The following is a 23,058-nucleotide window of genomic DNA, read 5'->3' as shown; positions in this document are numbered from 1 at the left end:
TTCAGCTGAGACGTTGAGGTCCTGCGCGGATCCCCGCCACCTGGCTAATCCAGGCGCTCACGCGGAAGGCAGAATATGAGGAAGAGATGTAAGCCACCTGGCGGATCACCACCGGCGGCGTGCTGTCCTGGGTCAGCAGCGCGCTGAGCGTATCAAGCAGCGCCAGATGTTGGGCCTGCAGCGGGGAAGTTTCTTCCGCCACCGGCAATGCCTGTGGCGCCATCGCGAAGGAGAGATGACGAATAACGGTGCGAATGGCGTGCTGATGCCAGTAGTCGACGGTAAAGTTCGGCCGACGATTACTCTCCAGCAGCGCCAGCTGAGAGAAGTTAACTTTGCTCGGATTATGGTTGCTGGACGTTGCCTTCGCCGGCGTCGCAGTTTCGTGGCTGTTGCTAAGCGCGGGCAGGCCGAAGCTGGCCGCGACCATCCCCAACAGGAGATGCGGCCAAAAATACCGTCTGCCAAACTGTCGCCAGCGCGTCAGCAATCCACTCACTTTCATTACCTTTCGTTGGTATACCCGTCGTCGTTCAGGCCGCCTCTTAATTAGCGTTTTTTGCAGGACACCCTGACATCCACGGGGTAAAGCAACCCGGAGAAATAATTTTGCGCTCAAATACTAACATTATTACCGCGCTGAGGCAGCATGAATGAAGGCGATTGCCCGGGGAAAACGCTTAATAAAACAGCGAACGCGCGCTAATTATTGCCCGACAATCACTGCGAAAAATAACTGGAAGGGGTTATAAAAGAAAAACGACTGGTTCCCTGGTCGGAGAGAGTACCAGGTTACCAGTCGAATTTACTGAATGGTCAGGCTTACGCCAGAACCATCGACGGTGCGCGGAACGCCATAGGCAGTTTTGCGTCGTCTTCGAAGGTCACATACTCCCAGGCTTCCTGTTTTGCCAGGACCGCCTGCAGCAGTTTGTTATTCAACGCGTGACCCGATTTGTACGCCGTGAATGCGCCGATAATGTTGTGACCACACATAAACAGGTCACCGATCGCATCCAGCATTTTGTGGCGAACAAATTCGTCTTCAAAGCGCAGACCGTCTTCGTTCAGTACGCGATAATCGTCAACAACGATGGCACAATCGAAGCTGCCGCCCAGGCACAGGCCGCGGGACTGCAGATATTCGATATCGCGCATAAAACCGAAGGTACGCGCACGGCTAATCTGACGCATGAACGCATCGGCCGAGAAGTTCAGCGTATAGCGCTGGGTGCTGGCATCAATCGCCGGATGGTTAAAATCGATGGTGAAATCCAGCGAAAAACCATTGTACGGTTTGAATTCAGCCCATTTGTCGCCATCTTCGACGCGAACCGTCTCTTTGATACGAACAAATTTCTTGGCGCAGTTCAGTTCATCGATGCCGGCGTCCAGCAACAGATAAACGAACGGAGCCGCACTGCCGTCCATAATCGGGATTTCCGGTGCGTCGACTTCAACAATAATGTTGTCGATACCCAGGCCAGCCAATGCGGCGTTCAGGTGTTCAACCGTAGAAATCCGCACGTCATGCTCATTAACCAGGCAAGTACAGAGCATGGTATCACGCACAGATTTGGCATCAGCCGGAAAATCTACCGGTGGATTCAAGTCGGTGCGACGATAGATGACCCCGGTATTTGCCGGCGCAGGGCGTAACGTCAGTGTGACTTTCTTGCCGGTATGCAAACCGACACCAGTCGCCTGAACGATACGTTTAAGAGTCCTTTGTTTGATCATCGTATAATCTCGCCAATTTACCTATCCAACCGAAGTGTACACCACTATCGGGAGGCCAGTTTAGCACAAAGAGCGCAGATGCCCAACTTCCAGTCGATTCTTAATCGGCTTGCTTACGCAGGAAGGCTGGGATATCCAGATAATCCGGCTCTTTCGCGGTTTGCGGCGTATTGTCGTTCACCACTTTTGCTGCCGGCTTCTGCTCTTGCGTCAGCGGCGACATACCGTGCTGCTGGTAGCGATCCATCACCGGCTGCTGAACCTGTTTGTTGGTCACCAGGGTAATTTCCGGACGCTTGTCCATGCCGATACCAGTCGCCACCACGGTCACGCGCAGCTCGTCGTTCATATCCGGGTCCAGAGAGGTCCCGATAACCACGGTCGCGTTATCCGACGCAAAGGCACGGATGGTGTTACCCACGGTTTCGAACTCATCCAGACGCAGGTCGAAGCCCGCAGTAATGTTAACCAGTACGCCGCGCGCGCCGGACAGGTCGATATCTTCCAGCAGCGGAGAAGAGATAGCCATTTCAGCCGCTTCTTCCGCACGGTCTTCACCACTCGCCACGCCGGAGCCCATCATCGCGTAGCCCATTTCTGACATCACGGTACGGACGTCCGCGAAGTCGACGTTCATCAGGCCCGGACGCGTAATCAGTTCGGCGATACCCTGCACCGCGCCTTTCAGTACATCGTTTGCCGCGCCGAACGCGTCGAGCAGAGAAATACCACGGCCGAGTACTTTCAGCAGCTTGTCGTTCGGGATGGTGATCAGTGAGTCAACGTGCTTGGACAGCTCGGTGATCCCCTGCTCAGCAAACGCCATGCGCTTCTTGCCTTCGAAATTAAACGGCTTCGTGACCACCGCAACGGTGAGGATACCCAGATCCTTCGCCACTTCCGCAACCACTGGCGCCGCACCGGTACCGGTACCGCCGCCCATGCCTGCCGCGATGAACACCATGTCTGCGCCATCAAGGGCCGCACGCAGCGCTTCGCGGTCTTCGTCCGCCGCATTGCGGCCGACTTCCGGGTTCGCGCCCGCACCCAGACCTTTGGTAATACCGCTACCGATCTGGATAGTCTGGCCAACAGCCGTTTTACGCAGCGCCTGCGCATCGGTGTTCACCGCGAAGAATTCAACACCCTCAATGCGCTCGCGCACCATGTGTTCAACGGCGTTACCGCCGCCGCCACCGACGCCGATGACTTTAATCACCGCGTCGTTGGTCAGTTCCATAGGTTCAAACATAGTTTCTCTCCGTCTTGTGCCTGTCGCCTGAGAACGCTAATTGTCTGCGTTCTCTTAAAAAATTAAAACTCTTTTCGCAGCCAGCTGTTGAGTCGTTTAATCCACGAGCCCACTGACGCCGTCACGCGTTTTTCGACTTCCGCTTCACCACTCAAATGTGACTCTTTGCCGTAGTGCAGCAGCCCAACCGCCGTCGAATAATACGGCTCCTGGGCGTAATCCGTTAAACCAGTAATGTTCAGCGGCGCGCCAATACGCACCTGGGTATGGAATACCCGCTGCGCACAGGCCGCCAGGCCTTCAATTTGCGCCGCGCCGCCGGTTAACACAATCCCTGCCGCCAGATGATGTTTGACACCCTGCTGGCGAAGCTGTTCCTGCAGCTGCAGGATCTCTTCGTTGACCAGATTAAGCAGCTCGGTATAACGCGGTTCAATCACCTCTGCCAGCGTCTGACGCTGCAGGCTGCGCGGCGGACGTCCGCCTACGCTCGGGACTTCGACGTTTTCGTCTTTACCGACGATGGAACCTAATGCGCAACCGTGACGAACCTTAATCGCTTCGGCATCGCTCGGCGGCGTACCAAAGGCATAGGCGATATCGCTGGTCACCACGTTCCCGGCGTACGGGATCACTTTGGTGTGACGCAGCGCGCCGCCGGTGTAGACGGCGATATCCATTGTACCACCGCCGATGTCCACGACGCAGACGCCCAGCTCACGTTCGTCTTCTGTTAATACCGAATAACTGGCCGCTAACCCGGCGAAAATAAGTTGGTCAACTTTCAGACCGCAACGTTCCACCGCTTTAACAATGTTTTTCGCCATATCGTTATGGCAGGTAATCAGATGCACCTTCGCCTGCATACGCACACCAGACAGCCCTACCGGATTTTTAATCCCTTCCTGGTAGTCGATGGCATATTCCTGCGGAATCACGTGCAGGACGCGATGTTCATCGCGGACGCGAACCGACTTCGCGGTGTGGACCACGTTCTCAACGTCATCCAGCGTCACTTCTTCTTCCGAAATCGGTACCATCCCGATTTCATTCTGACAGCTTATATGTTTACCCGAAAGTGCCAAATAAACTGATGAAATCTGGCAATCCGCCATCAGTTCGGCCTGGTCGATGGCGCGCTGTACGCATTTCACCACCGACTCGAGGTCGTTCACACCGCCTTTATCCATACCACGTGATGGGCAACTGCCCACGCCGATGATATTAATCATGCCGTCGGGCAGAACTTCCCCTACTAAAGCGGCCACCTTAGCGGTGCCAATCTCCAGTCCAACTACCAGTTTTCTGTCCGTCGCCTTGATCATTGTTGTTCTGCCTGTGCCTGATTCTGTTGTTGATTAGTTTCCTCTACGGGAGCAGGTACCCAGCCCACTGCCGCACCCGAGTCATAACGCAAATCAACGTAGCTAATCCGTTTGCCGTCGGTCTGCGCCTGCTGCTGGAGAACCGGGTAGAGTTCCATAAAGCGCTGAAGCCGTTTCATGGTATCGCCACGGCCAAGGTTGAGCTTAATGTCATTATTAAGCGTCAACTGCCAGGAGCGACGGGCGGTCATCGCCGCCACTTTCAACGTGAATTTATCCTTTGCCAGCACCTGCCCCATGTCACGATACCCTTGCAGCACTTCGTTCTCGCTGCCTTCCGGGCCGTATAACATCGGTAAATTCTGTTTGCTGGTGCGATCCGCCGGTACGCTGAAGGCATTTCCTTCTGCATCCACCATATGTTGATCATTCCAGCGCGCAATCGGCACATATTCAACCAGATGAATCTTCAATTCATCGGGCCACTGCTTACGGACGCTCGCCTGCTTAATCCACGGCAAGCGTTCAATTTGACTCTGAATAATGTTCACATCCTGAGTCATGAAAGTACCCGGTGAACCCAACGCCAGAATCGCCTGGCGGATGTCATCATTGCGCGTATAGTGACGCTCGCCGGTCACCACCATCTTCGACAGCGGCAAGCGCTGCGCATCTTCCATCCAGCCAAGAACCATCCACCCGCTGACCAGCACGGTAAACAGCACCGCCAGCAGGAAAACGATCCCTGCCAGCCGCGTTCCATTACTCCGACGCGAAGAAGAAACGTCCTCTTCATGGTTCCGCGTATTCAGCGCAGCCTGCGACATATCACCCCGCCAGGTCCAGAATTCGTACAACAAGCTGGGAGAAGCTCATTCCTGCCTGACGCGCCGCCATCGGTACAAGGCTATGGCTGGTCATGCCCGGGGAAGTATTTGCTTCCAGCAGATAAAACTGGCCATCGCTGTCCAGCATCACGTCAATACGGCCCCAGCCTTTACACCCCAGAACATTCCAGGCTTTAAGCACCAGGCTCTGGATGTCTGACTCACGCGCGGGATCTTCAAATCCAGGGCAGAAATATTGCGTCTCATCAGACAGATACTTCGCCTCATAATCATAGAAGGTTCCCGCGGCCTGGATACGTATTGACGGTAAAATTTCTTCACCGACGATGGCGACGGTAAATTCCGGCCCACTAAGCCATTTTTCGACCAAAACTTCATCATCATGCTGAAAAGCCAGCGCCAATGCACTCGGTAAATCACAGCTTTCGCTGACTTTCGACATCCCGACGCTGGAGCCTTCACGGCTCGGCTTGATGATGACCGGCAGGCCCAGCGCCGCAATCTGTTGTTCAACGGCAGCAGAAAGTCCTGCAGTAAACTGGGCGCGGGTCAGCGCGACCCACGGCGCGACCGGCAATCCCGCCCCCTGCCACAGCCATTTGCTGCGCAGTTTATCCATCGACAGCGCAGAGGCCATCACCCCGCTGCCGGTATAAGGCAACTGGATCAGATCCAGCAGCCCCTGCAATGTGCCATCTTCCCCGCCGCGGCCATGGAGGGCAATAAACGCTTTCTTAAAGCCCAGATTTTTTAACTGGGTAATATCGATGTCGCGCGGGTCGACCGGATGGGCATCCACCCCGCCTTCACGCAGCCCGGCCAGCACCGCGGCGCCTGAATTCAGCGACACTTCACGTTCAGCGGAGGTTCCACCGAAAAGCACCGCGATTTTATCAGCCATGGCGCTCTTCCTCCGTTTTTTGCGGAGCCAGTTTGATTTCAGCCAGGTGACGGGCAATTTTTCCGATATTGCCCGCGCCCTGCACCAGCACTAAATCGTTACCGGTCAGCACCGACGCCAGCATCTCCGCGGCCTGGGCCGGGTCAGAGACCAGGATTGGGTCAACTTTACCGCGACCGCGGATCGTACGGCACAGTGAGCGGCTATCGGCGCCCGGGATCGGCGCTTCGCCCGCCGGATAGACATCCAGCATCAGCAGCGCATCGACCTGGGTCAGCACGTTGGCGAAATCGTCATACAGATCGCGGGTACGGGTATAACGGTGCGGTTGGAACAGCATCACCAGATTTTTATCCGGCCAGCCAGCGCGCGCGGCTTTGATGGTGGCGTCCACTTCCGTCGGGTGGTGGCCGTAGTCATCGATCAGCATCGCGCTGCCCGGCTTGCCGTTGACTTCCGCCAGCGGAAACTCGCCAAGAAAATCAAAGCGGCGTCCGGTTCCCTGGAAACTTTCCAGCGCGCGCAGGATCGCCTGGTCGTCAATTCCCTCTTCCGTCGCCACGGCCACCGCCGCCGCCGCGTTCAGCGCGTTATGGCGACCCGGGGCATTGAGCGTGACCTGCAGGATCTCTTTATCCTGACGCACCAGGCGAAAATGGCCTTGAGCCCCAAGCTGACGGTAGTCCTCGACGCGAACGTCGGCGTCGTCGCTAAAACCGTAGGTGGTGATCTGCCGGCCGACGCGCGGCAGCAGTTCACGAATAACCGGATCATCCACGCACATCACCGCGCGTCCGTAGAACGGCAGGTTGTGCAGGAAGTTAATAAAGGTCTGCTTCAGATTTTCGAAGTCGCCATGGTAGGTATCCATATGGTCGGCTTCGATGTTGGTCACAATCGCGACCATCGGCTGCAGATGCAGGAACGACGCATCGCTCTCATCCGCTTCCGCAATCAAATAACGGCTATGGCCGAGACGGGCATGCACGCCCGCCGCTTTCACCAGCCCGCCGTTGACGAAGGTCGGGTCGAGCCCGGCTTCGGCGTAAATACTGGACACCATCGCGGTGGTAGTGGTTTTGCCGTGAGTTCCGGCAATCGCAATCCCGTGGCGGAAGCGCATCAGCTCCGCCAGCATTTCCGCACGGCGGATCACCGGAATGCGCGCTTCGTGTGCGGCAACGATTTCCGGGTTATCCGCGGAAATCGCGCTGGAAACGACCACAACGCTGGCATCGCGCACGTTTTCCGGGCGATGGTTGAAATAAATAGTGGCGCCAAGCTGCGACAGCTGTTGGGTCACCGGATTCGGCGCCAGGTCGGAGCCGCTGATCTGGTAACCTTCATTAGCCAACACTTCGGCAATACCGCCCATACCGGCACCGCCGATGCCGACAAAGTGAATGTGCCGGACGCGACGCATCTCGGGCACTATGGAACGCAGTTTTGCCAAATCTTGTGTATTCATTCTTTACGCCATCAACTTCTGTCATTCGGGCGGTGAAAATCACCGCAATTAGCGCGCCAAAGCTACGGCGCTGACCTCTTCTGCTACTCGCTCGGTAGCGTCCGGAATCGAAGCGCCACGCGCTCGTTCCGCCATATCCAGCAACGTTTCCCGATCCCAGCTCGCCAGGGTAGAGGCAACCGCCTCTACCGTGAACTCAGGCTGTTCAAGAATTTTCGCCGCGCCGGCTTTCTCCAGCGGCAGCGCATTCCAGTACTGCTGACGATCTTTGTGCTGGAAGGGTACAAACAGCGCCGGTAAACCTGCAGCCGCGATTTCGCTGACCGTCAGCGCGCCGGAACGGCAAACCACGACATCAGCCCAGGCATAGGCAGCGGCCATGTCATCAATAAATTCCGTCACTTTATGCTGCGGCTGCCCCGCAGCGGCATAGGCCTGTTGCACGGTTTGCTGGCCACCTTTGCCGCTCTGATGCCAGATGGTCACCGCATCACCGAGCTTCGCCGCCACCTGCGGCATAGTCTGGTTCAGGACGCGCGCGCCCTGAGAGCCACCGACCACCAGCACGCGAATCGGTCCATGACGCCCCACCAGACGCTGACCCGGCAGCGGCAGCGCCAGTACATCGGTACGCACCGGGTTTCCGACCACGTCCGCATGCGGGAACGCGCCGGGAAACGCCTGCATCACTTTCTTCGCAATCTTCGCCAGCCATTTGTTGGTCAGACCGGCAATACCGTTTTGTTCGTGGAGGACCACCGGGATCCCCAACGACCACGCCGCCAGACCGCCAGGCCCGGAGACATAGCCGCCCATGCCCAGCACCACATCCGGCTGGAAACGCTTCATGATCGCTCGCGCCTGACGCCAGGCGTTGAAGATACGCACCGGCGCCAACAGCTGCGCTTTTATCCCTTTGCCACGCAGGCCGGAGATACGGATAAAATCAATCTCGATGCCGTTTTTCGGCACTAAATCCGCTTCCATACGATCGGCGGTACCCAGCCAGCGAACCTGCCAGCCCTGGTCCATTAAATGGTGCGCGACCGCCAGCCCCGGGAACACATGCCCGCCGGTACCGCCCGCCATCACCATCAACCGCTTTTCCTGACCGCTCATCGAACACCCCGTGTAAACGCCTGGGCTTTTTCCAGACGCGTTTCATAATCTATTCGCAACAACAACATGATGGCCGTCGACATAATCAGCAGACTGGAACCACCATAACTGATCAGCGGCAGCGTCAGACCTTTCGTCGGCAGCATCCCCGCCGCCGCCCCGACGTTAACTAACGCCTGGAAGCTAAACCAGATGCCAATCGCACAGGCGAGGAAGCCGGAGAAGCGATGATCGATCTCCAGCGCTTTACGGCCAATCGACATGGCGCGGAAAGCGACGAAGAATACCATTAAAAGCGCCAGTACCACACCGATATAACCGAGTTCTTCGCCGATAATGGCGAAGATAAAGTCAGTGTGCGCTTCCGGCAAATACTCCAGTTTTTGCACTGAGTTGCCGAGGCCCTGCCCCCACATCTCGCCGCGGCCAAAGGCCATCAGCGACTGGGTCAGCTGGTAACCACTGCCGAACGGGTCTTCCCATGGGTTCCAGAAGGAGGTCACACGGCGAATACGGTACGGTTCGGCGAGGATCAGCAGGACCACCGCCGAGATACCCATGCCGATAATGGCGATGAACTGCCACAGCTTCGCGCCGGCAAGGAAGAGCATCGCCAGCGTGGTGACGAACAGCACTACCACGGTACCGAGGTCAGGCTGCGCCAGCAGCAGGATCGCCAGCACGAAAATCACGCCCATCGGTTTTAAGAACCCGCGCAGGTTGTTACGCACTTCATCCGCTTTACGCACCAGATAGTTGGCGATATAGCAGAACAGCGACAGCTTGGTGAACTCCGCCGGCTGGATGCGCAGCGGGCCGAGGGCGATCCAGCGCGATGCCCCGTTTACCGAGCTACCCACCACCAGCACGATCAGCAGCATAACGATCGAAGCGATCAGCATCGCGGTACTGTGGCGCTGCCAGAAATCCATCGGCAGGCGCAGCGTCACCAGCGCGAGGACAAAGGCCAGTACAATATACAGGCCGTCGCGCTTGGCAAAGAGGAAAGGATCGTTCGCCAGGCGCTGCCCCACCGGCATCGACGCCGAGGTCACCATGATAAAGCCGATCGCCGCCAGGCCGAAGGTCAGCCATAGCAGCATCCGGTCATACATCACCAGACTGTCGTTATCTTTCGGGCGCGAGCCCATCACCCAGCCTTTTAGCGCGGCGAACAGCCAGGCGAAGATAAACATCCCCGGCAGTCGCGGCAGTCTCAACCGAGGCAAGCTCAGCTGCGGCATTCTCAGGCGTGGGAGAGAGAAACGCATCAACCTAACTCCTTCGCCAGACGGGCAAACATATCGCCCCGTTGTTCAAAATTCTTAAACTGATCCAGGCTGGCGCACGCCGGCGACAGGAGAACCATGTCGCCCGCTTTCACCAGGGGCGCTATCTGACGCATCGCCTGTTCCATGGTTTCAGTTTGTACCGCCACGTCAGGACGCAGCTCGGCGAGCTCGGCGCCGTCGCGACCAAAGCAGTACAGACGGATACGATCGCCGCCGAGGTAGCGCTTCAGCGGGGTGAAATCAGCGGACTTGCCGTCGCCGCCCAGCAGAAGATACAGCGTGCCATCCAGCTGCAGGCCGTTCAGCGCCGCCTCGGTGCTGCCGACGTTGGTTGCCTTCGAGTCGTTAATCCAGCGTACGCCGTTGTGATCCAGCACCAGCTGAAAGCGATGGGCCAGGCCAGTAAAGGTGGTTAATGCCTTGAGGCTACTGGCCCGCGGCAGGCCCGCGGCATCGGCCAGCGCCAGTGCCGCCAGGGCGTTGCTGTAGTTATGCTGACCGGTGAGAGGCATCTCTTTCACATTGAGGACTTTCTCACCTTTAACGCGCAGCCAGGTTTCGCCCTGCTGACGGTTAAGGTGGTAGTCACCGACATCGACACCAAAGCTGATGCAGCGATCGTCCGCCCCGCGTACCGGCATCGTGAGCGCATCGTCCGCGTTCACCACGCAGGTTTTTGCATTCTCGTAAATCCGCAGCTTCGCCGCGCGATACTGCTGCAGCCCCAGCGGGTAGCGGTCCATATGGTCCTCAGTCACGTTGAGGATGGTTGCCGCCACCGCCTGCAGGCTGGAAGTCGTTTCCAGCTGGAAGCTGGAGAGCTCCAGCACATATAGCTCACGATCGGTGTCCAGCAGCATCAGCGCCGGCAGGCCGATATTACCGCCCACGCCGACGTTAACCCCGGCCGCTTTCGCCATCTCGCCCACCAGGGTAGTGACGGTGCTTTTGCCGTTAGAGCCGGTAATGGCGATGATCGGCGCCTGCGCCTCGCGGCAGAACAGTTCGATATCACCAACGATCTCTACGCCTGCTTCGGCCGCCGCGCTCAGCGAAGGATGGGCCAGCGCGATGCCGGGACTGGCGACAATCAGATCCGCCGCCAGCAGCCAGGTATCATTGAGTCCACCGACATGGCATTCGACCGATTCGGGTAATTTATCCAGCCCCGGAGGCGCGACGCGGGTGTCCATTACACGCGGCGTCACGCCGCGCGCCATGAAAAAGTCCACGCATGACAGGCCGGTCATACCCAGCCCAATAATGACGACTTTTTTACCCTGATAATCTGCCATGATTAACGTACCTTCAGCGTCGCCAGGCCAATCAGCACCAGCATCAGCGAAATAATCCAGAAGCGCACGATAACGCGCGGCTCCGGCCAGCCCTTCAGTTCATAGTGATGGTGAATCGGCGCCATACGGAAGATGCGCTGACCGCGCAGCTTAAAGGAGCCAACCTGCAGGATCACCGACAGAGTCTCCACGACGAAAACGCCGCCCATAATCACCAGCAGGAATTCCTGACGCAGCAGCACGGCGATAATGCCCAGCGCGCCGCCAAGCGCCAGCGAACCGACGTCGCCCATAAAGACCTGCGCCGGATAGGTGTTAAACCACAGGAAGCCCAGACCCGCGCCGACAATCGCCGTACAGACGATCACCAGCTCGCCAGCATGGCGCAGATAGGGAATGTGCAGGTAGTTGGCGAAGTTCATGTTGCCGGTAGCCCATGCCACCAGCGCAAAGCCGGCAGCGACGAAGACGGTCGGCATAATCGCCAGGCCGTCGAGGCCATCGGTCAGGTTGACGGCGTTGCCGGTACCGACGATAACGAAGTAAGCCAGCAGGATATAGAGCAGGCCCAGCTGCGGCATCACGTCTTTAAAGAATGGCACCACCAGCTCGGTCGCCGGGGTGTCTTTCCCGGCCAGATAGAGCGCGAACGCCACGCCCAGCGCGATCACCGACATCCAGAAATACTTCCAGCGGGCGATCAGGCCTTTGGTATCTTTGCGCACGACTTTACGGTAATCATCAACAAAGCCGATGATCCCGTAGCCGATTAATACCGTCAGTACGCACCAGACGTACGGGTTGGAGGGGTAAGCCCACAGCAGAACGGAGACGGTGATCGCAGTGAGGATCATGATCCCCCCCATGGTCGGCGTGCCGCGTTTGCTGAAATGGGACTCCGGACCGTCGTTACGTACAACCTGGCCGAAGGAGAGTTTTTGCAGACGGGCGATCATGCGCGGGCCCATCCACAACGAGATGAACAGCGCGGTCAGCAGGCTGACGATGGCGCGAAACGTCAGATAAGAAAAGACGTTAAAGCCGGAATAATATTTGACCAAATGTTCGGCCAGCCATACTAACATGTCCCAGTCTCCTGTAATGCGCGTACTACCTCTTCCATGGCGGCACTACGTGAACCCTTCACTAAAATGGTCATTATCTTGTGCTCCGCCAGCAGCTCGCGCAGGCGAGCCACTACTGCGGCTTTATCATTAAAATGTTCGCCCACGCCGCTGGCGCGGCTGATATCCGCGCTCAAGGTGCCGACGCTGAGGACGCAATCCAGCCCCGCCGCTTTCGCTGCCTCGCCGACTTCGCGATGGCAGGCCGCGCTTTCCGCGCCAAGCTCCGCCATATCGCCGACCACCATCGCCCGGAAGCCGGGCATCTCTGACAGTACCTGCACTGCCGCGGTCATCGAACCAACGTTGGCGTTGTAGGAGTCATCCAGCAGCAGCTGGCTCTCCGTCAGCCGGATCGGGAACAGACGCCCCGGAACGGCCTTCAGCTGCGCCAGACCGGCTTTTACCGCCGCCAGATCGGCGCCTACCGCCATCGCCAGCGAGGTCGCCGCCAGCGCGTTAGCGATGTTATGGCGTCCCGGCAGCGGCAGCAGGACGTCAACGTTGCCGGTTGGGGTCTGCAGCGTAAATTCGGTACCGTGGCTGGTGATCTGCACGTTGGTCGCCGTGAAGTCGCTGTTGGCCGCATTCGGTGAGAAGCGCCACACTTTGCGATCGCCAATCACCGCCTGCCAGTTCAGCCAGTCGTTGTTATCAGCATTGAGAATGGCGATGCCGTTTTCCGGCAGACCGGTATAGATTTCGCCCTTCGCCTTCGCCACGCCCGCCAGCGAGCCGAAACCTTCGAGGTGCGCCGCAGCAAGGTTGTTGACCAGCGCGGCTTCCGGACGCGTCAGGCTGACGGTCCAGGCGATTTCGCCCTGGTGGTTGGCGCCGAGTTCGATCACCGCGTACTGATGCTCTTTAGTCAGGCGCAGCAGCGTCATCGGTACACCGATATCGTTGTTCAGGTTGCCAGCGGTATACAGTGTGTTGCCGCACTGGCTAAGGATCGCCGCGGTCATCTCTTTGACCGAGGTTTTACCGGACGAGCCGGTCAGGGCGACGACGCGGGTCGGTACCTGCTGACGCACCCAGGCGGCTAACTCGCCGAAAGCCTGGCGGGTATCTTTCACGATCACCTGCGGGAGATCGCAGGCCAGCGGACGGCTCACCAGCAGCGCGCCGGCGCCAGCTGCTTTCGCCTGTTCGGCAAAATCATGAGCGTCGAAACGCTCGCCTTTCAGCGCCACAAACAGGCAGCCCGCCGTCACTTTACGGGTATCGGAGGTCACCTCGTCGATAGCGATGTCGCTACCCTGCCGTTCGCCATGGGCGATCGCGGCGAGCTGGCTTAACGTAAAGCGAATCATGCTACCGCTCCCAGCAGACGCGCGACGGTGACGCGGTCGGAATAATCCAGACGGCGATTGCCGACGATCTGGTAATCTTCATGGCCTTTACCCGCCACCAGCACCACGTCGTTCTCTTTCGCCTGCATCACGGCGTTGGTGACCGCTTCCGCGCGGCCTTCCATCACCTTCGCATGACCCGCATCGAGCATGCCGGCCAGAATATCGTTGATAATCGCCCGCGGCTCTTCGGTGCGCGGGTTGTCATCAGTGACCACCACGATGTCGGCAAATTCTTCAGCGATAGCGCCCATCAGCGGACGCTTGCCTTTGTCACGGTCGCCGCCGCAGCCGAAAACGCACCACAGCTTGCCGCTGCAGTGCAGGCGCGCGGCCTGCAGCGCTTTTTCCAGCGCGTCAGGCGTATGGGCGTAATCCACCACCACGGCCGGTTTACCGGGCGCGCTGAACACTTCCATACGGCCGCATACCGGCTGTAAACGCGCTGCGGTTTTCAGCAGATCGGCCAGCGGATAGCCCAGCGCCAGCAGCGTCGCCAGCGCCAGCAGCAGGTTGCTGACGTTAAAGGCGCCCATCAGGCGGCTTTCGATTTCACCGTTGCCCCAGCTGGAGTCAAACTGAATGGTCGCGCCGCTGTCGTGATAGTTGACCGCGGTGGCCTTCAGCCAGCGGCCGTGGCAGTTCGGATTGATATGATCTTCCATCGACACCGCCACCGCATCCGGCAGCTTCGCCAGCCAGCGACGCCCCACTTCATCGTCAGCGTTGACGATGGCCTGGCCGCAATGGTGGGTCGAGTACAGCAGCCATTTCGCCGCTTCGTAGTGCTCCATGTCGCCATGGTAGTCGAGGTGGTCGCGGCTCAGATTGGTAAACACCGAGGCGGCAAACTGCAGCGCCGCCACGCGGTGTTGCACCAGACCGTGGGAAGAGACTTCCATCGCGCCGAAGGTTGCCCCCTGCCCGACCAGACTGGAGAGCACATGCTGAACGTCTACCGCAGAACCGGTGGTATTTTCGGTCGGCACGACTTTATCCAGCAGGCCGTTGCCAACGGTCCCCATCACTGCGCTGGTTTCGCCGAGCAGCTTCGCCCACTGCGCCAGCAGTTGAGTGGTGGTCGTTTTACCGTTAGTACCGGTGACGCCCACCAGACGCAGCTGCTGCGACGGCTGATGATAAAAACGCCCGGCCAGCGCCGATAAGCGTTCGTTAAGCTGGCTCAGGTAAATAACCGGCACGCCGTGCATTTCACGGATCTCACCGTCTTCAGCCTCGCCCTGCGCTTCAGCAATAATGGCAGCCACACCTTGCGCTATCGCCTGCGGGATATAACGACGCCCGTCCGCCTGATGACCCTGTACCGCGATAAAGAGATCGCCGGAAGCAGCCACCCGGCTGTCCAGCGTCATCTCTCGCAGAATGCGCTCCGGTGCGTTTGGCACCCACGGAGCGAGTAGGTCGCGCAAATTACGATCTGCCACCTGTTCCCTCGCCTTGATTAATTACAAATTCACTTTTTTCGCCCGTTGCCAGCGCATCCGGCTCAATGTTCATGGTGCGCAATACGCCGCCCATGATGGCACCGAAGACCGGCGCGGAAACGGCGCCACCGTAGTATTTACCTGCCTGCGGGTCGTTGATCACCACCACCAGCGCGAAGCGCGGATGGCTGGCGGGCGCAACGCCTGCGGTGTAAGCAATATATTTGTTGATATAGCGGCCATCCGGCCCCACTTTTTTCGCCGTACCGGTTTTAATCGCGATGCGATAGCCTTTGATCGCCGCTTTCACGCCGCCGCCGCCGGGCAGCGCCACGCTTTCCATCATATGAACGACGGTACGAACGAGTGATTCCGGGAAGACGCGCTCGCCCGGAACCGGTGGATCAACCTTGGTAATTGACAGCGGGCGATAGATGCCATAGCTGCCAATCGTTGCGTAGACTCGCGCTAACTGTAACGGGGTTACCATTAGCCCGTAGCCGAAAGAAAAGGTGGCCCTCTCTATGTCAGACCACCGTTGTTTTTGAGGATATAAGCCACTGCGTTCTCCGACCAACCCCAAATTGGTCGCCTTTCCAAGCCCAAAACGTGAGTAAGTATCTACTAACGCTGAGGACGGCATCGCTAACGCCAGCTTAGAAACACCGACGTTACTCGACTTCTGTAGCACCCCGGTCAGGGTCAATTCGCTATAACGCGCCACGTCTTTGATTTCGTGGCCGTTAATTCGATAGGGAATGGTATTCAGCACGGTATTTTCGTTGACGATGCCGCGTTGCAGCGCCGTCATCACCACCATCGGTTTCACCGTCGAACCCGGTTCGAATACGTCGGTGATAGCGCGGTTACGCATGGTGTCTTTCGCCGTACCGGCGAAGTTGTTCGGGTTATAGGAGGGGCTGTTGGCCATCGCCAGCACTTCCCCGGTGTTAACGTCCACTAACACGGCGCTGCCCGACTCGGCTTTGTTAAAGGCCACGGCGTTGTTCAGCTCGCGATAGACCAGCGCCTGCAGACGTTCGTCGATGCTCAGCGCCAGGTTGTGCGCCGCCTGGCTGTCGGTAGAAGAGATATCTTCAATGACCCGGCCATAGCGGTCTTTACGCACGATACGCTCGCCCGGCTGGCCGGTAAGCCATTTATCAAAGCTTTTTTCGACCCCTTCAATCCCCTGGCTGTCGACGTTGGTAAAGCCAATGAGGTGAGCAGTCACTTCTCCGGAAGGGTAATAACGACGGGACTCTTCACGCAGATGAATGCCCGGCAGCTTTAGCTTTTTGATGTAGTCGGCCATGTCAGGGTTTACCTGACGCGCCAGATAGATAAAACGCATCCGCGGATTGGTATTGATGCGCGTTGCCAGCTGATCCAGCGGCATATTGAGGGCGTCCGCCAGCGCCTTCCAGCGCGTATCCAGGGTGACCCCCCCGGCATCATGCAGCTCCTTCGGATCGGCCCAGATAGCTTTCACCGGTACGCTGACCGCCAGCGGCCGCCCGGAGCGGTCGGTAATCATCCCGCGCGCGGTAGACACTTCCTGGACGCGCAGCGAGCGCATATCGCCCTGACGCACCAGCATGTCGGGGCTGACCACCTGGAGCCAGGCGACACGACCCAGCAGGAAAGTCAGCGCCAGCAGAATACAGCCGCACAGCAACGCAAAACGCCAACTGATAAAGTTGGCCTGTTCTTCCTGACGCTTTGCTTTTGGCGTTTTTGGCGCTGCTTTCATCCGTCGCAATAATCCTTATTTCTGTACAACGATATTTTCTTGTGATGGATCGACGTGTTGCATCTGCAACTTCTCGGTCGCGATCCGCTCAACCCGACTGTGATCGCCGAGCGCGTTCTCTTCGAGGATCAGGTTGCGCCACTCGATATCCAGGGCGTCGCGTTCCAGAACCAGTTGTTCACGCTGCGCGGTCAGCAGGCGCGTATGGTGCGCGGTGGTGACCACGGTAATCGCCGTAATAATGATGCAAATGAACAGGCAGAGTGGCAGTTTCCCAAACCGCAGAAGGTCGTCCCCGATCACGCCAGGCAAAGCATGGCGCTCGTTGCTTCCAATCGACCCTTTAACCTTGCTTAAGGCCTCTGTCACTCTGCCGATCATGCGTTCGTCCTCTCTGCAATACGCAGCACTGAACTACGGGCACGTGGATTCTCTGCCACCTCTTCTTCGCCCGGCATCAACTTGCCTAGTGCTCGTAACTCACGGCCGCCCAGTTTTTTGAGCTGCGCTTCGGTCATCGGTATTCCCGCCGGAACCTGCGGACCGCGGCTTTGTTCACGCATAAAGCGCTTCACAATGCGATCTTCCAGCGAATGAAAACTAATGATCGATAGCCGCCCACCCGGGGCCAGCACGCTGAGCGAGCTTTTTAGCGCCTGCTCTATCTCCTCCAGTTCACTGTTTACCCATATGCGCACCGCCTGGAAGGTACGGGTCGCGGGATGTTTATGCTTATCTTTTACCGGCATCGCCGCAGCAATGACCTCCGCCAGCTCTTTGGTGCGGGTCATCGGTTCAATACGGTTACGTTCGACGATCGCGCGGGCGATACGTTTACCGAAACGCTCTTCGCCGAAGGTTTTAATCACCCAGGCGATATCGGCTTCTTCTGCCGTCTGCAGCCACTCGGCCGCGGACTGACCGCGCGTCGGATCCATGCGCATGTCCAGCGGCCCGTCGCGCATAAAGGAAAAGCCGCGTTCCGCATCGTCAAGCTGCGGGGAAGAGACGCCGAGATCGAGCAGAATGCCGTCGATCTTACCGGTAAGATTACGCTCGTCGACGTAGTCAGCGAGCTGTGAAAAAGGACCATGTACGATGGAAAAGCGGGGATCATCGATGGTTTTCGCGACGGCAATCGCCTGTGGATCGCGATCGATTGCCAGCAAGCGTCCTTCCGCTCCCAGCCGGGAGAGGATCAGGCGCGAGTGACCACCGCGGCCAAAAGTACCATCAATATAGATACCGTCTGGACGAATATTGAGGCCGTTGACGGCTTCATCCAGAAGTACCGTAGTATGTTTATAATTTTCCATCATTTTTATAAGGACAAATCCTGCAGGCGCTCCGACAGTTCACCGGTCGCGGACTGCTCAGCGTCGATATCTTCCTTGACCCGTTGATACCAGGTCGTTTCATCCCACAGTTCAAACTTATTAAACTGCCCGACCAGCATCACTTCTTTTGTCAGCCCGGCATGCTGCCGTAACACCGGCGCGATGAGCAATCGTCCGGCATTATCCATCTGACATTCGCTGGCATGACCCAGAAGCAAACGCTGTACGCGCCGCTCAACGGGATTCATGCTCGATAAACGCGACAATTTCTGCTCAATGATTTCCCATTCAGGCAATGGATAAAGCAGCAGGCACGGGTGATGAATGTCAATGGTGCATACCAATTGACCGGCAGCGTCCTCGATCAGCCCATCGCGATAGCGCGTTGGCACGGCCAGGCGGCCTTTGCTGTCGAGATTGACCAACGTTGCTCCACGGAACATGCCAGCCTCACCCCTTTTCGCCACTTTATCCCACAAATTCCCACCAGAAGGAGTTTACGGAGCGGAGGAAAAGCTTGTCAAGCCAGCACGGATGCCAACAGAGCTCAAAAACCCATTATTTACAGCCGACATTAGCCCTGATGAAAAAATCATCAACAGGCGAGGCAAATTAACGTTATGAATACGTGTAAGAAAATAACCAACAAACTCGTAACAGTTATAAACAACAAAATATCTTCGGCGGGAAAATATAAAGTGTCAGTTTGCGACGCGAGCGGCATTTTAGGCCATTATGCCGGTCGTTAACAGTACCTGTTGCTGGCTGAGGGGCGGACCAGACGCGGGATAGGGCAGAAGAGAAAGGCTGGGGCGTACAAAATGAGTGTTAATTCAGCAATTAACCTGGTGAATGTAACAAAATAATACAATTAAAGCCTGCGCAATCATTTTTTGTGTCCCGTTTTGAGTAACAAAACGATTGCCAGCGAATTAAACAAAATAACACGTAAAGAAGTTTAGGGATTTGTCTGAAATATATTCAGTTTTGCATTTTGGACGTCAATTGCCTGATTAATCGCCAAAGGCCTGCTTTCCGGCAGGCCCGCCAGGAATATTCCTGGGCTCTGGCGATATTGCGCGCTTAGCGGCGATTCAGGCTACCGCGACGATAGAGATTACGGCGAATACGGCTCAGGCCCGGCTTTGGCTTGCGCGGTTCATCGAGGCTGGCGAGGACGATCTCCAGCACCCGCTCAGCGACATCGCGATGGCGCTGAGCCACCGCCAGCACCGGGCACTGCAGAAAATCGAGCAGCTCATTATCGCCGAAGGTGGCGATCGCCAGCTCGGAGGGCAGTTTGCCCTCACGGCGCAGCGTCACATCCATCACGCCCTGCAGCAACGGGAAAGAAGTAGTAAACAGCGCCTGAGGCATCGGATGGGTTTCAAGCCATTTCTCAAACAGCTGAGCCGCCGCTTCGCGCTCATAGCTGTTGGCATAGAGATAATGCACCTCGCGCGGATCGTCCTGCCAGGCTTTGCGGAAGCCCTGCTCGCGCAGGAAGCTCACCGACAGTTCCGGCAGCGCGCCGAGATAAAGTACCGTTTCGCCAGGGAAGGTCCGCAGCTCGGCAGCGAGCATTTCAGCGTCATCCTGATCAGCGCCGACCACACTGGTGAAATGCTCGCGGTCAAGAGCGCGGTCAAGCGCGACAATCGGAAATGGATCGTTAGCCCAGCGTTGATAGAAAGGGTGCTCCGGCGGCAGCGAAGTGGAGACAATGATAGCGTCCACCTGGCGCTGCAGCAGATGCTCAATGCAGCGCATCTCGTTATCGGGTTGATCCTCCGAACAGGCAATCAGCAGCTGATAGCCGCGCTGACGCGCCTGACGTTCGAGATAATTTGCAATGCGGGTATAGCTGGTATTTTCGAGATCCGGGATCACCAGACCGATAGATCGTGTGCGTCCTGCACGCAGGCCAGCGGCGACCGCATTCGGATGATAGTTATGCTCTCGCACCACAGCCATCACCTTTTCGACCGTTTTATCGCTTACGCGGTACTGCTTCGCTTTGCCATTAATCACATAGCTCGCGGTGGTTCTTGAAACACCGGCCAGCCGGGCGATTTCATCCAGTTTCACAATTGCCCCTTGGGTAAGAAGTGCCAAACATAACCATTATTCAGGTATGGAACCCTTTTTATAACATCTAAGCGCAGAATAGTTAGCGCAGCAACCGCTTTCGCTTACAGTTCCTACTGATTTCGCAAAAAAAAAGCCCGACAGTCGCTGCCGGGCTATTTTTGCATCAGTTCCCGATCCTCAGCGCATGATTTTATCACCGCGAGACAGGCCGACCACACCGGAGCGAGCCACTTCTACGATCCGAGCGACATCGCGCAGCGAAGCCAGGAAAGCATCAAGCTTATCACTGGTTCCGGCGAGCTGAACGGTATAGATAGAAGGCGTCACATCGATAATCTGTCCGCGAAAGATTTCGGTGTTGCGTTTCACTTCTTCACGGCCATAGCCGCTGGCCTGAACCTTCACCAGCATGATTTCGCGTTCGACATGGGCCCCCTGCCCCAATTCGCTGACTCGCAGCACATCCACCAGCTTGTGCAGCTGCTTTTCAATCTGCTCGATCGCTTTTTCATCGCCCACGGTCTGGATGGTCATTCTGGAGAGCGTAGGGTCGTCCGTCGGCGCCACAGTCAGGCTTTCTATATTATAGCCGCGCTGGGAAAAGAGGCCGATAACGCGGGACAATGCGCCCGATTCGTTTTCCAGTAATACCGATAATATCCGGCGCATAATCAGGTCCTCTCCGTTTTGCTCAACCACATCTCATCCATGCCGCCGCCGCGGATCTGCATGGGGTACACATGCTCACTGCCGTCGACGGTGACATCGACAAACACCAGCCGGCGCTGACGCACCTGCTCCAGCGCTTCAGCAAGCTTTGACTCCAGCTCCTGCGGCTCGCTGATGCGGATCCCGACGTGACCATAGGCTTCCGCCAGACGCACAAAGTCCGGCAGCGATTCCATATAGGACTGGGAGTGGCGCCCGGAATAGAGCATATCCTGCCACTGCTTCACCATCCCGAGATAGCGGTTGTTGAGGTTAAGCACCAGGACCGGTAACTCATACTGCAGCGCAGTAGAGAGTTCCTGAATGTTCATCTGGATACTGCCGTCACCGGTCACGCAGACCACCATTTCGTCCGGCAGAGCCATTTTGACCCCCAGCGCAGCCGGTAGGCCAAAGCCCATGGTGCCGAGACCACCGGAGTTAATCCAGCGCCGTGGTTTGTCGAAGGGGTAATAAAGGGCGGCGAACATCTGGTGCTGGCCCACATCGGAAGTGACGTAGGCATCGCCCTGGGTCAACCGCCAGATAGTTTCAATCACCGCCTGCGGTTTGATTTTATCGCTCTGGTCGTCGTAGCGCAGACAATGGCGGGCACGCCACTGCTCGATCTGTTGCCACCAGTCGCGAATGTCGTCCAGCGGCTGCTGCGTCTCTTCCTGGTCCAGTAGCTCCAGCATCTGCTCCAGTACCAGCCGGGCATCGCCGACGATCGGCACATCTGCCGGCACGGTTTTCGAGATCGAGGTCGGATCGATATCAATATGCAGCACCGTCGCGTTCGGACAGTACTTGGCCAGATTGTTGGTGGTCCGATCGTCAAAGCGGACGCCGACGGCGAAAATGACGTCCGAATGGTGCATGGTCATGTTGGCTTCATAGGTGCCGTGCATACCCAGCATCCCCAGCGCCTGCGGGTGCGTCGCCGGGAAAGCGCCAAGCCCCATCAGAGAGGAAGCAACCGGCAGCTTCAGCTTTTCCACCAGTTCACGCAGCTGGGGTTCGCAATGCGCATTGATCGCCCCGCCGCCGACGTAAACGACCGGCTTACTCGCCGCCACCAGGGCCTGCAGGGCGCGTTTAATCTGTCCCTTATGACCGCTGGTGGTCGGGTTATACGAACGCATACTCACCGCCTCCGGCCAGGCGTACGGCAGCTTTTTCGCCGGATTGAGAATATCTTTCGGTAGATCGACCACCACCGGTCCGGGGCGACCGCTGGCCGCCAGCCAGAAGGCTTTCTTCAGGACACCGGGAATATCTTCGGTCTGCTTCACCAGGAAACTGTGCTTCACCACCGGACGGGAAATCCCCACCATGTCGCACTCCTGGAAGGCATCGTAGCCGATCAGCGATGTCGCCACCTGCCCGGAGAGGATTACCAGCGGAATGGAATCCATATAGGCCGTCGCGATACCGGTGATGGCGTTCGTCGCCCCTGGTCCAGAGGTGACCAGCACGACGCCAACCTCGCCGGTCGCCCGCGCCAGGCCATCCGCCATATGCACTGCCGCCTGCTCGTGGCGAACCAGCACATGATCGATACCGCCAAGGGTATGTAACGCATCATAGATATCGAGGACTGCGCCTCCGGGATAGCCGAATACTTGCTTGACGCCCTGATCGACAAGCGATTGGACGACCATCTCGGCTCCTGACAACATCTCCATGGTTTGCCTCCAGGCTTATTGTTTTACGACAGCGGAACTCAATTTCCGCGCGCTCGCACGATGCGGAGGAGAGACCCTCCGCACTGAGGTGAATGGACTGCATGCCACTACCATAACTGCTCGCCAGCAGGCAGGCAATTCGCCGCAGGGGATGTGTTATCCCCGTAATAAGAAGAAAAGAAAGCGGAGAAGTGAAAATATGGTGGATTGCTTCAGAGATAAGAAAAGGGAATGGTAAATACTCGGAGAAAAGGCGTGATAGCAGGAATTGATCCATTTTTCACGAACCAAACGAATGCCTCGAACAGGTCAAACAGAAC

Annotated in this window: 20 protein-coding genes; all 20 read right to left on the bottom strand. The window is 57.5% G+C overall.

Features of this window, described 5'->3' with window-relative positions:
- Position 1 precedes the first annotated feature (1 nt).
- Complete coding sequence (secM, locus tag SPE70_RS03925; RefSeq protein ID WP_049245540.1) at positions 2-499, bottom strand: secA translation cis-regulator SecM; 498 nt, start codon at positions 497-499, stop codon at positions 2-4.
- A 323-nt stretch (positions 500-822) separates the two neighbouring features.
- Complete coding sequence (gene lpxC, locus SPE70_RS03920; protein ID WP_002888632.1) at positions 823-1,740, bottom strand: UDP-3-O-acyl-N-acetylglucosamine deacetylase; 918 nt, start codon at positions 1,738-1,740, stop codon at positions 823-825.
- Between the two features lie 100 nt (positions 1,741-1,840).
- Entirely contained in the window at positions 1,841-2,992 is a 1,152-nt protein-coding gene (ftsZ, locus tag SPE70_RS03915) for a cell division protein FtsZ (RefSeq protein WP_002888628.1), read from the bottom strand.
- Positions 2,993-3,054: 62 nt separating this feature from the next.
- Positions 3,055-4,317, bottom strand: coding sequence for a cell division protein FtsA (ftsA, locus tag SPE70_RS03910; protein WP_004204343.1), 1,263 nt, complete (start codon positions 4,315-4,317; stop codon positions 3,055-3,057).
- Positions 4,314-5,144, bottom strand: coding sequence for a cell division protein FtsQ (gene ftsQ / locus SPE70_RS03905; RefSeq protein ID WP_008807429.1), 831 nt, complete (start codon positions 5,142-5,144; stop codon positions 4,314-4,316). The genes ftsA and ftsQ overlap by 4 nt, the downstream gene beginning before the upstream one ends.
- A 1-nt stretch (position 5,145) precedes the next feature.
- Positions 5,146-6,066, bottom strand: coding sequence for a D-alanine--D-alanine ligase (locus SPE70_RS03900; protein ID WP_008807430.1), 921 nt, complete (start codon positions 6,064-6,066; stop codon positions 5,146-5,148).
- The gene (gene murC / locus SPE70_RS03895; protein WP_008807431.1) at positions 6,059-7,534 is read right to left on the bottom strand and encodes a UDP-N-acetylmuramate--L-alanine ligase; all 1,476 of its coding nucleotides are present in this window, start codon (positions 7,532-7,534) and stop codon (positions 6,059-6,061) included. Before murC ends, SPE70_RS03900 begins: the two co-directional genes overlap by 8 nt.
- Before the next feature lie 48 nt (positions 7,535-7,582).
- On the bottom strand, positions 7,583-8,653 hold the full coding sequence (gene murG, locus SPE70_RS03890) for an undecaprenyldiphospho-muramoylpentapeptide beta-N-acetylglucosaminyltransferase (RefSeq protein WP_008807432.1): 1,071 nt from the start codon (positions 8,651-8,653) through the stop codon (positions 7,583-7,585).
- Entirely contained in the window at positions 8,650-9,924 is a 1,275-nt protein-coding gene (ftsW, locus tag SPE70_RS03885) for a cell division protein FtsW (RefSeq protein WP_004204337.1), read from the bottom strand. Before ftsW ends, murG begins: the two co-directional genes overlap by 4 nt.
- Complete coding sequence (gene murD, locus SPE70_RS03880) at positions 9,924-11,240, bottom strand: UDP-N-acetylmuramoyl-L-alanine--D-glutamate ligase (protein WP_064170622.1); 1,317 nt, start codon at positions 11,238-11,240, stop codon at positions 9,924-9,926. The genes ftsW and murD overlap by 1 nt, the downstream gene beginning before the upstream one ends.
- A gap of 2 nt (positions 11,241-11,242) precedes the next feature.
- Positions 11,243-12,325: a phospho-N-acetylmuramoyl-pentapeptide-transferase gene (mraY, locus tag SPE70_RS03875; RefSeq protein ID WP_008807434.1), complete on the bottom strand. Its 1,083-nt coding sequence runs from the start codon at positions 12,323-12,325 to the stop codon at positions 11,243-11,245.
- A complete protein-coding gene (gene murF, locus SPE70_RS03870; RefSeq protein WP_012968939.1) occupies positions 12,319-13,677 on the bottom strand; it encodes a UDP-N-acetylmuramoyl-tripeptide--D-alanyl-D-alanine ligase in 1,359 nt (452 codons plus the stop codon). Before murF ends, mraY begins: the two co-directional genes overlap by 7 nt.
- Positions 13,674-15,161, bottom strand: coding sequence for a UDP-N-acetylmuramoyl-L-alanyl-D-glutamate--2,6-diaminopimelate ligase (murE, locus tag SPE70_RS03865; RefSeq protein ID WP_008807436.1), 1,488 nt, complete (start codon positions 15,159-15,161; stop codon positions 13,674-13,676). The genes murF and murE overlap by 4 nt, the downstream gene beginning before the upstream one ends.
- Positions 15,148-16,914 carry a peptidoglycan glycosyltransferase FtsI gene (locus SPE70_RS03860; RefSeq protein ID WP_008807437.1) on the bottom strand — a complete coding sequence of 589 codons (1,767 nt, stop codon included), beginning with the start codon at positions 16,912-16,914 and terminating at the stop codon, positions 15,148-15,150. The genes murE and SPE70_RS03860 overlap by 14 nt, the downstream gene beginning before the upstream one ends.
- Positions 16,915-16,929: 15 nt before the next feature.
- Positions 16,930-17,295 (bottom strand): cell division protein FtsL, encoded by a 366-nt coding sequence (gene ftsL / locus SPE70_RS03855; RefSeq protein WP_002888550.1) that lies wholly within the window; start codon positions 17,293-17,295, stop codon positions 16,930-16,932.
- Positions 17,292-18,233: a 16S rRNA (cytosine(1402)-N(4))-methyltransferase RsmH gene (gene rsmH, locus SPE70_RS03850; RefSeq protein WP_008807438.1), complete on the bottom strand. Its 942-nt coding sequence runs from the start codon at positions 18,231-18,233 to the stop codon at positions 17,292-17,294. The genes ftsL and rsmH overlap by 4 nt, the downstream gene beginning before the upstream one ends.
- Before the next feature lie 2 nt (positions 18,234-18,235).
- Complete coding sequence (gene mraZ, locus SPE70_RS03845; protein WP_012542858.1) at positions 18,236-18,694, bottom strand: division/cell wall cluster transcriptional repressor MraZ; 459 nt, start codon at positions 18,692-18,694, stop codon at positions 18,236-18,238.
- Between the two features lie 640 nt (positions 18,695-19,334).
- On the bottom strand, positions 19,335-20,339 hold the full coding sequence (gene cra / locus SPE70_RS03840; protein WP_004145952.1) for a catabolite repressor/activator: 1,005 nt from the start codon (positions 20,337-20,339) through the stop codon (positions 19,335-19,337).
- Between the two features lie 180 nt (positions 20,340-20,519).
- Complete coding sequence (gene ilvN / locus SPE70_RS03835; RefSeq protein ID WP_002888536.1) at positions 20,520-21,011, bottom strand: acetolactate synthase small subunit; 492 nt, start codon at positions 21,009-21,011, stop codon at positions 20,520-20,522.
- 2 nt (positions 21,012-21,013) lie between these two features.
- Complete coding sequence (gene ilvI / locus SPE70_RS03830; RefSeq protein ID WP_063106349.1) at positions 21,014-22,738, bottom strand: acetolactate synthase 3 large subunit; 1,725 nt, start codon at positions 22,736-22,738, stop codon at positions 21,014-21,016.
- Between the last annotated feature and the right edge of the window lie 320 nt (positions 22,739-23,058).

The sequence above is a fragment of the Klebsiella sp. ZJOU C1 genome (assembly GCF_035620215.1).
In the GTDB taxonomy this organism is placed as follows: Bacteria; Pseudomonadota; Gammaproteobacteria; order Enterobacterales; family Enterobacteriaceae; genus Klebsiella; species Klebsiella variicola.
The sequence above is the reverse complement of the archived record's forward strand: the minus strand, read 5'-3'. Positions and strand labels throughout refer to the sequence as shown.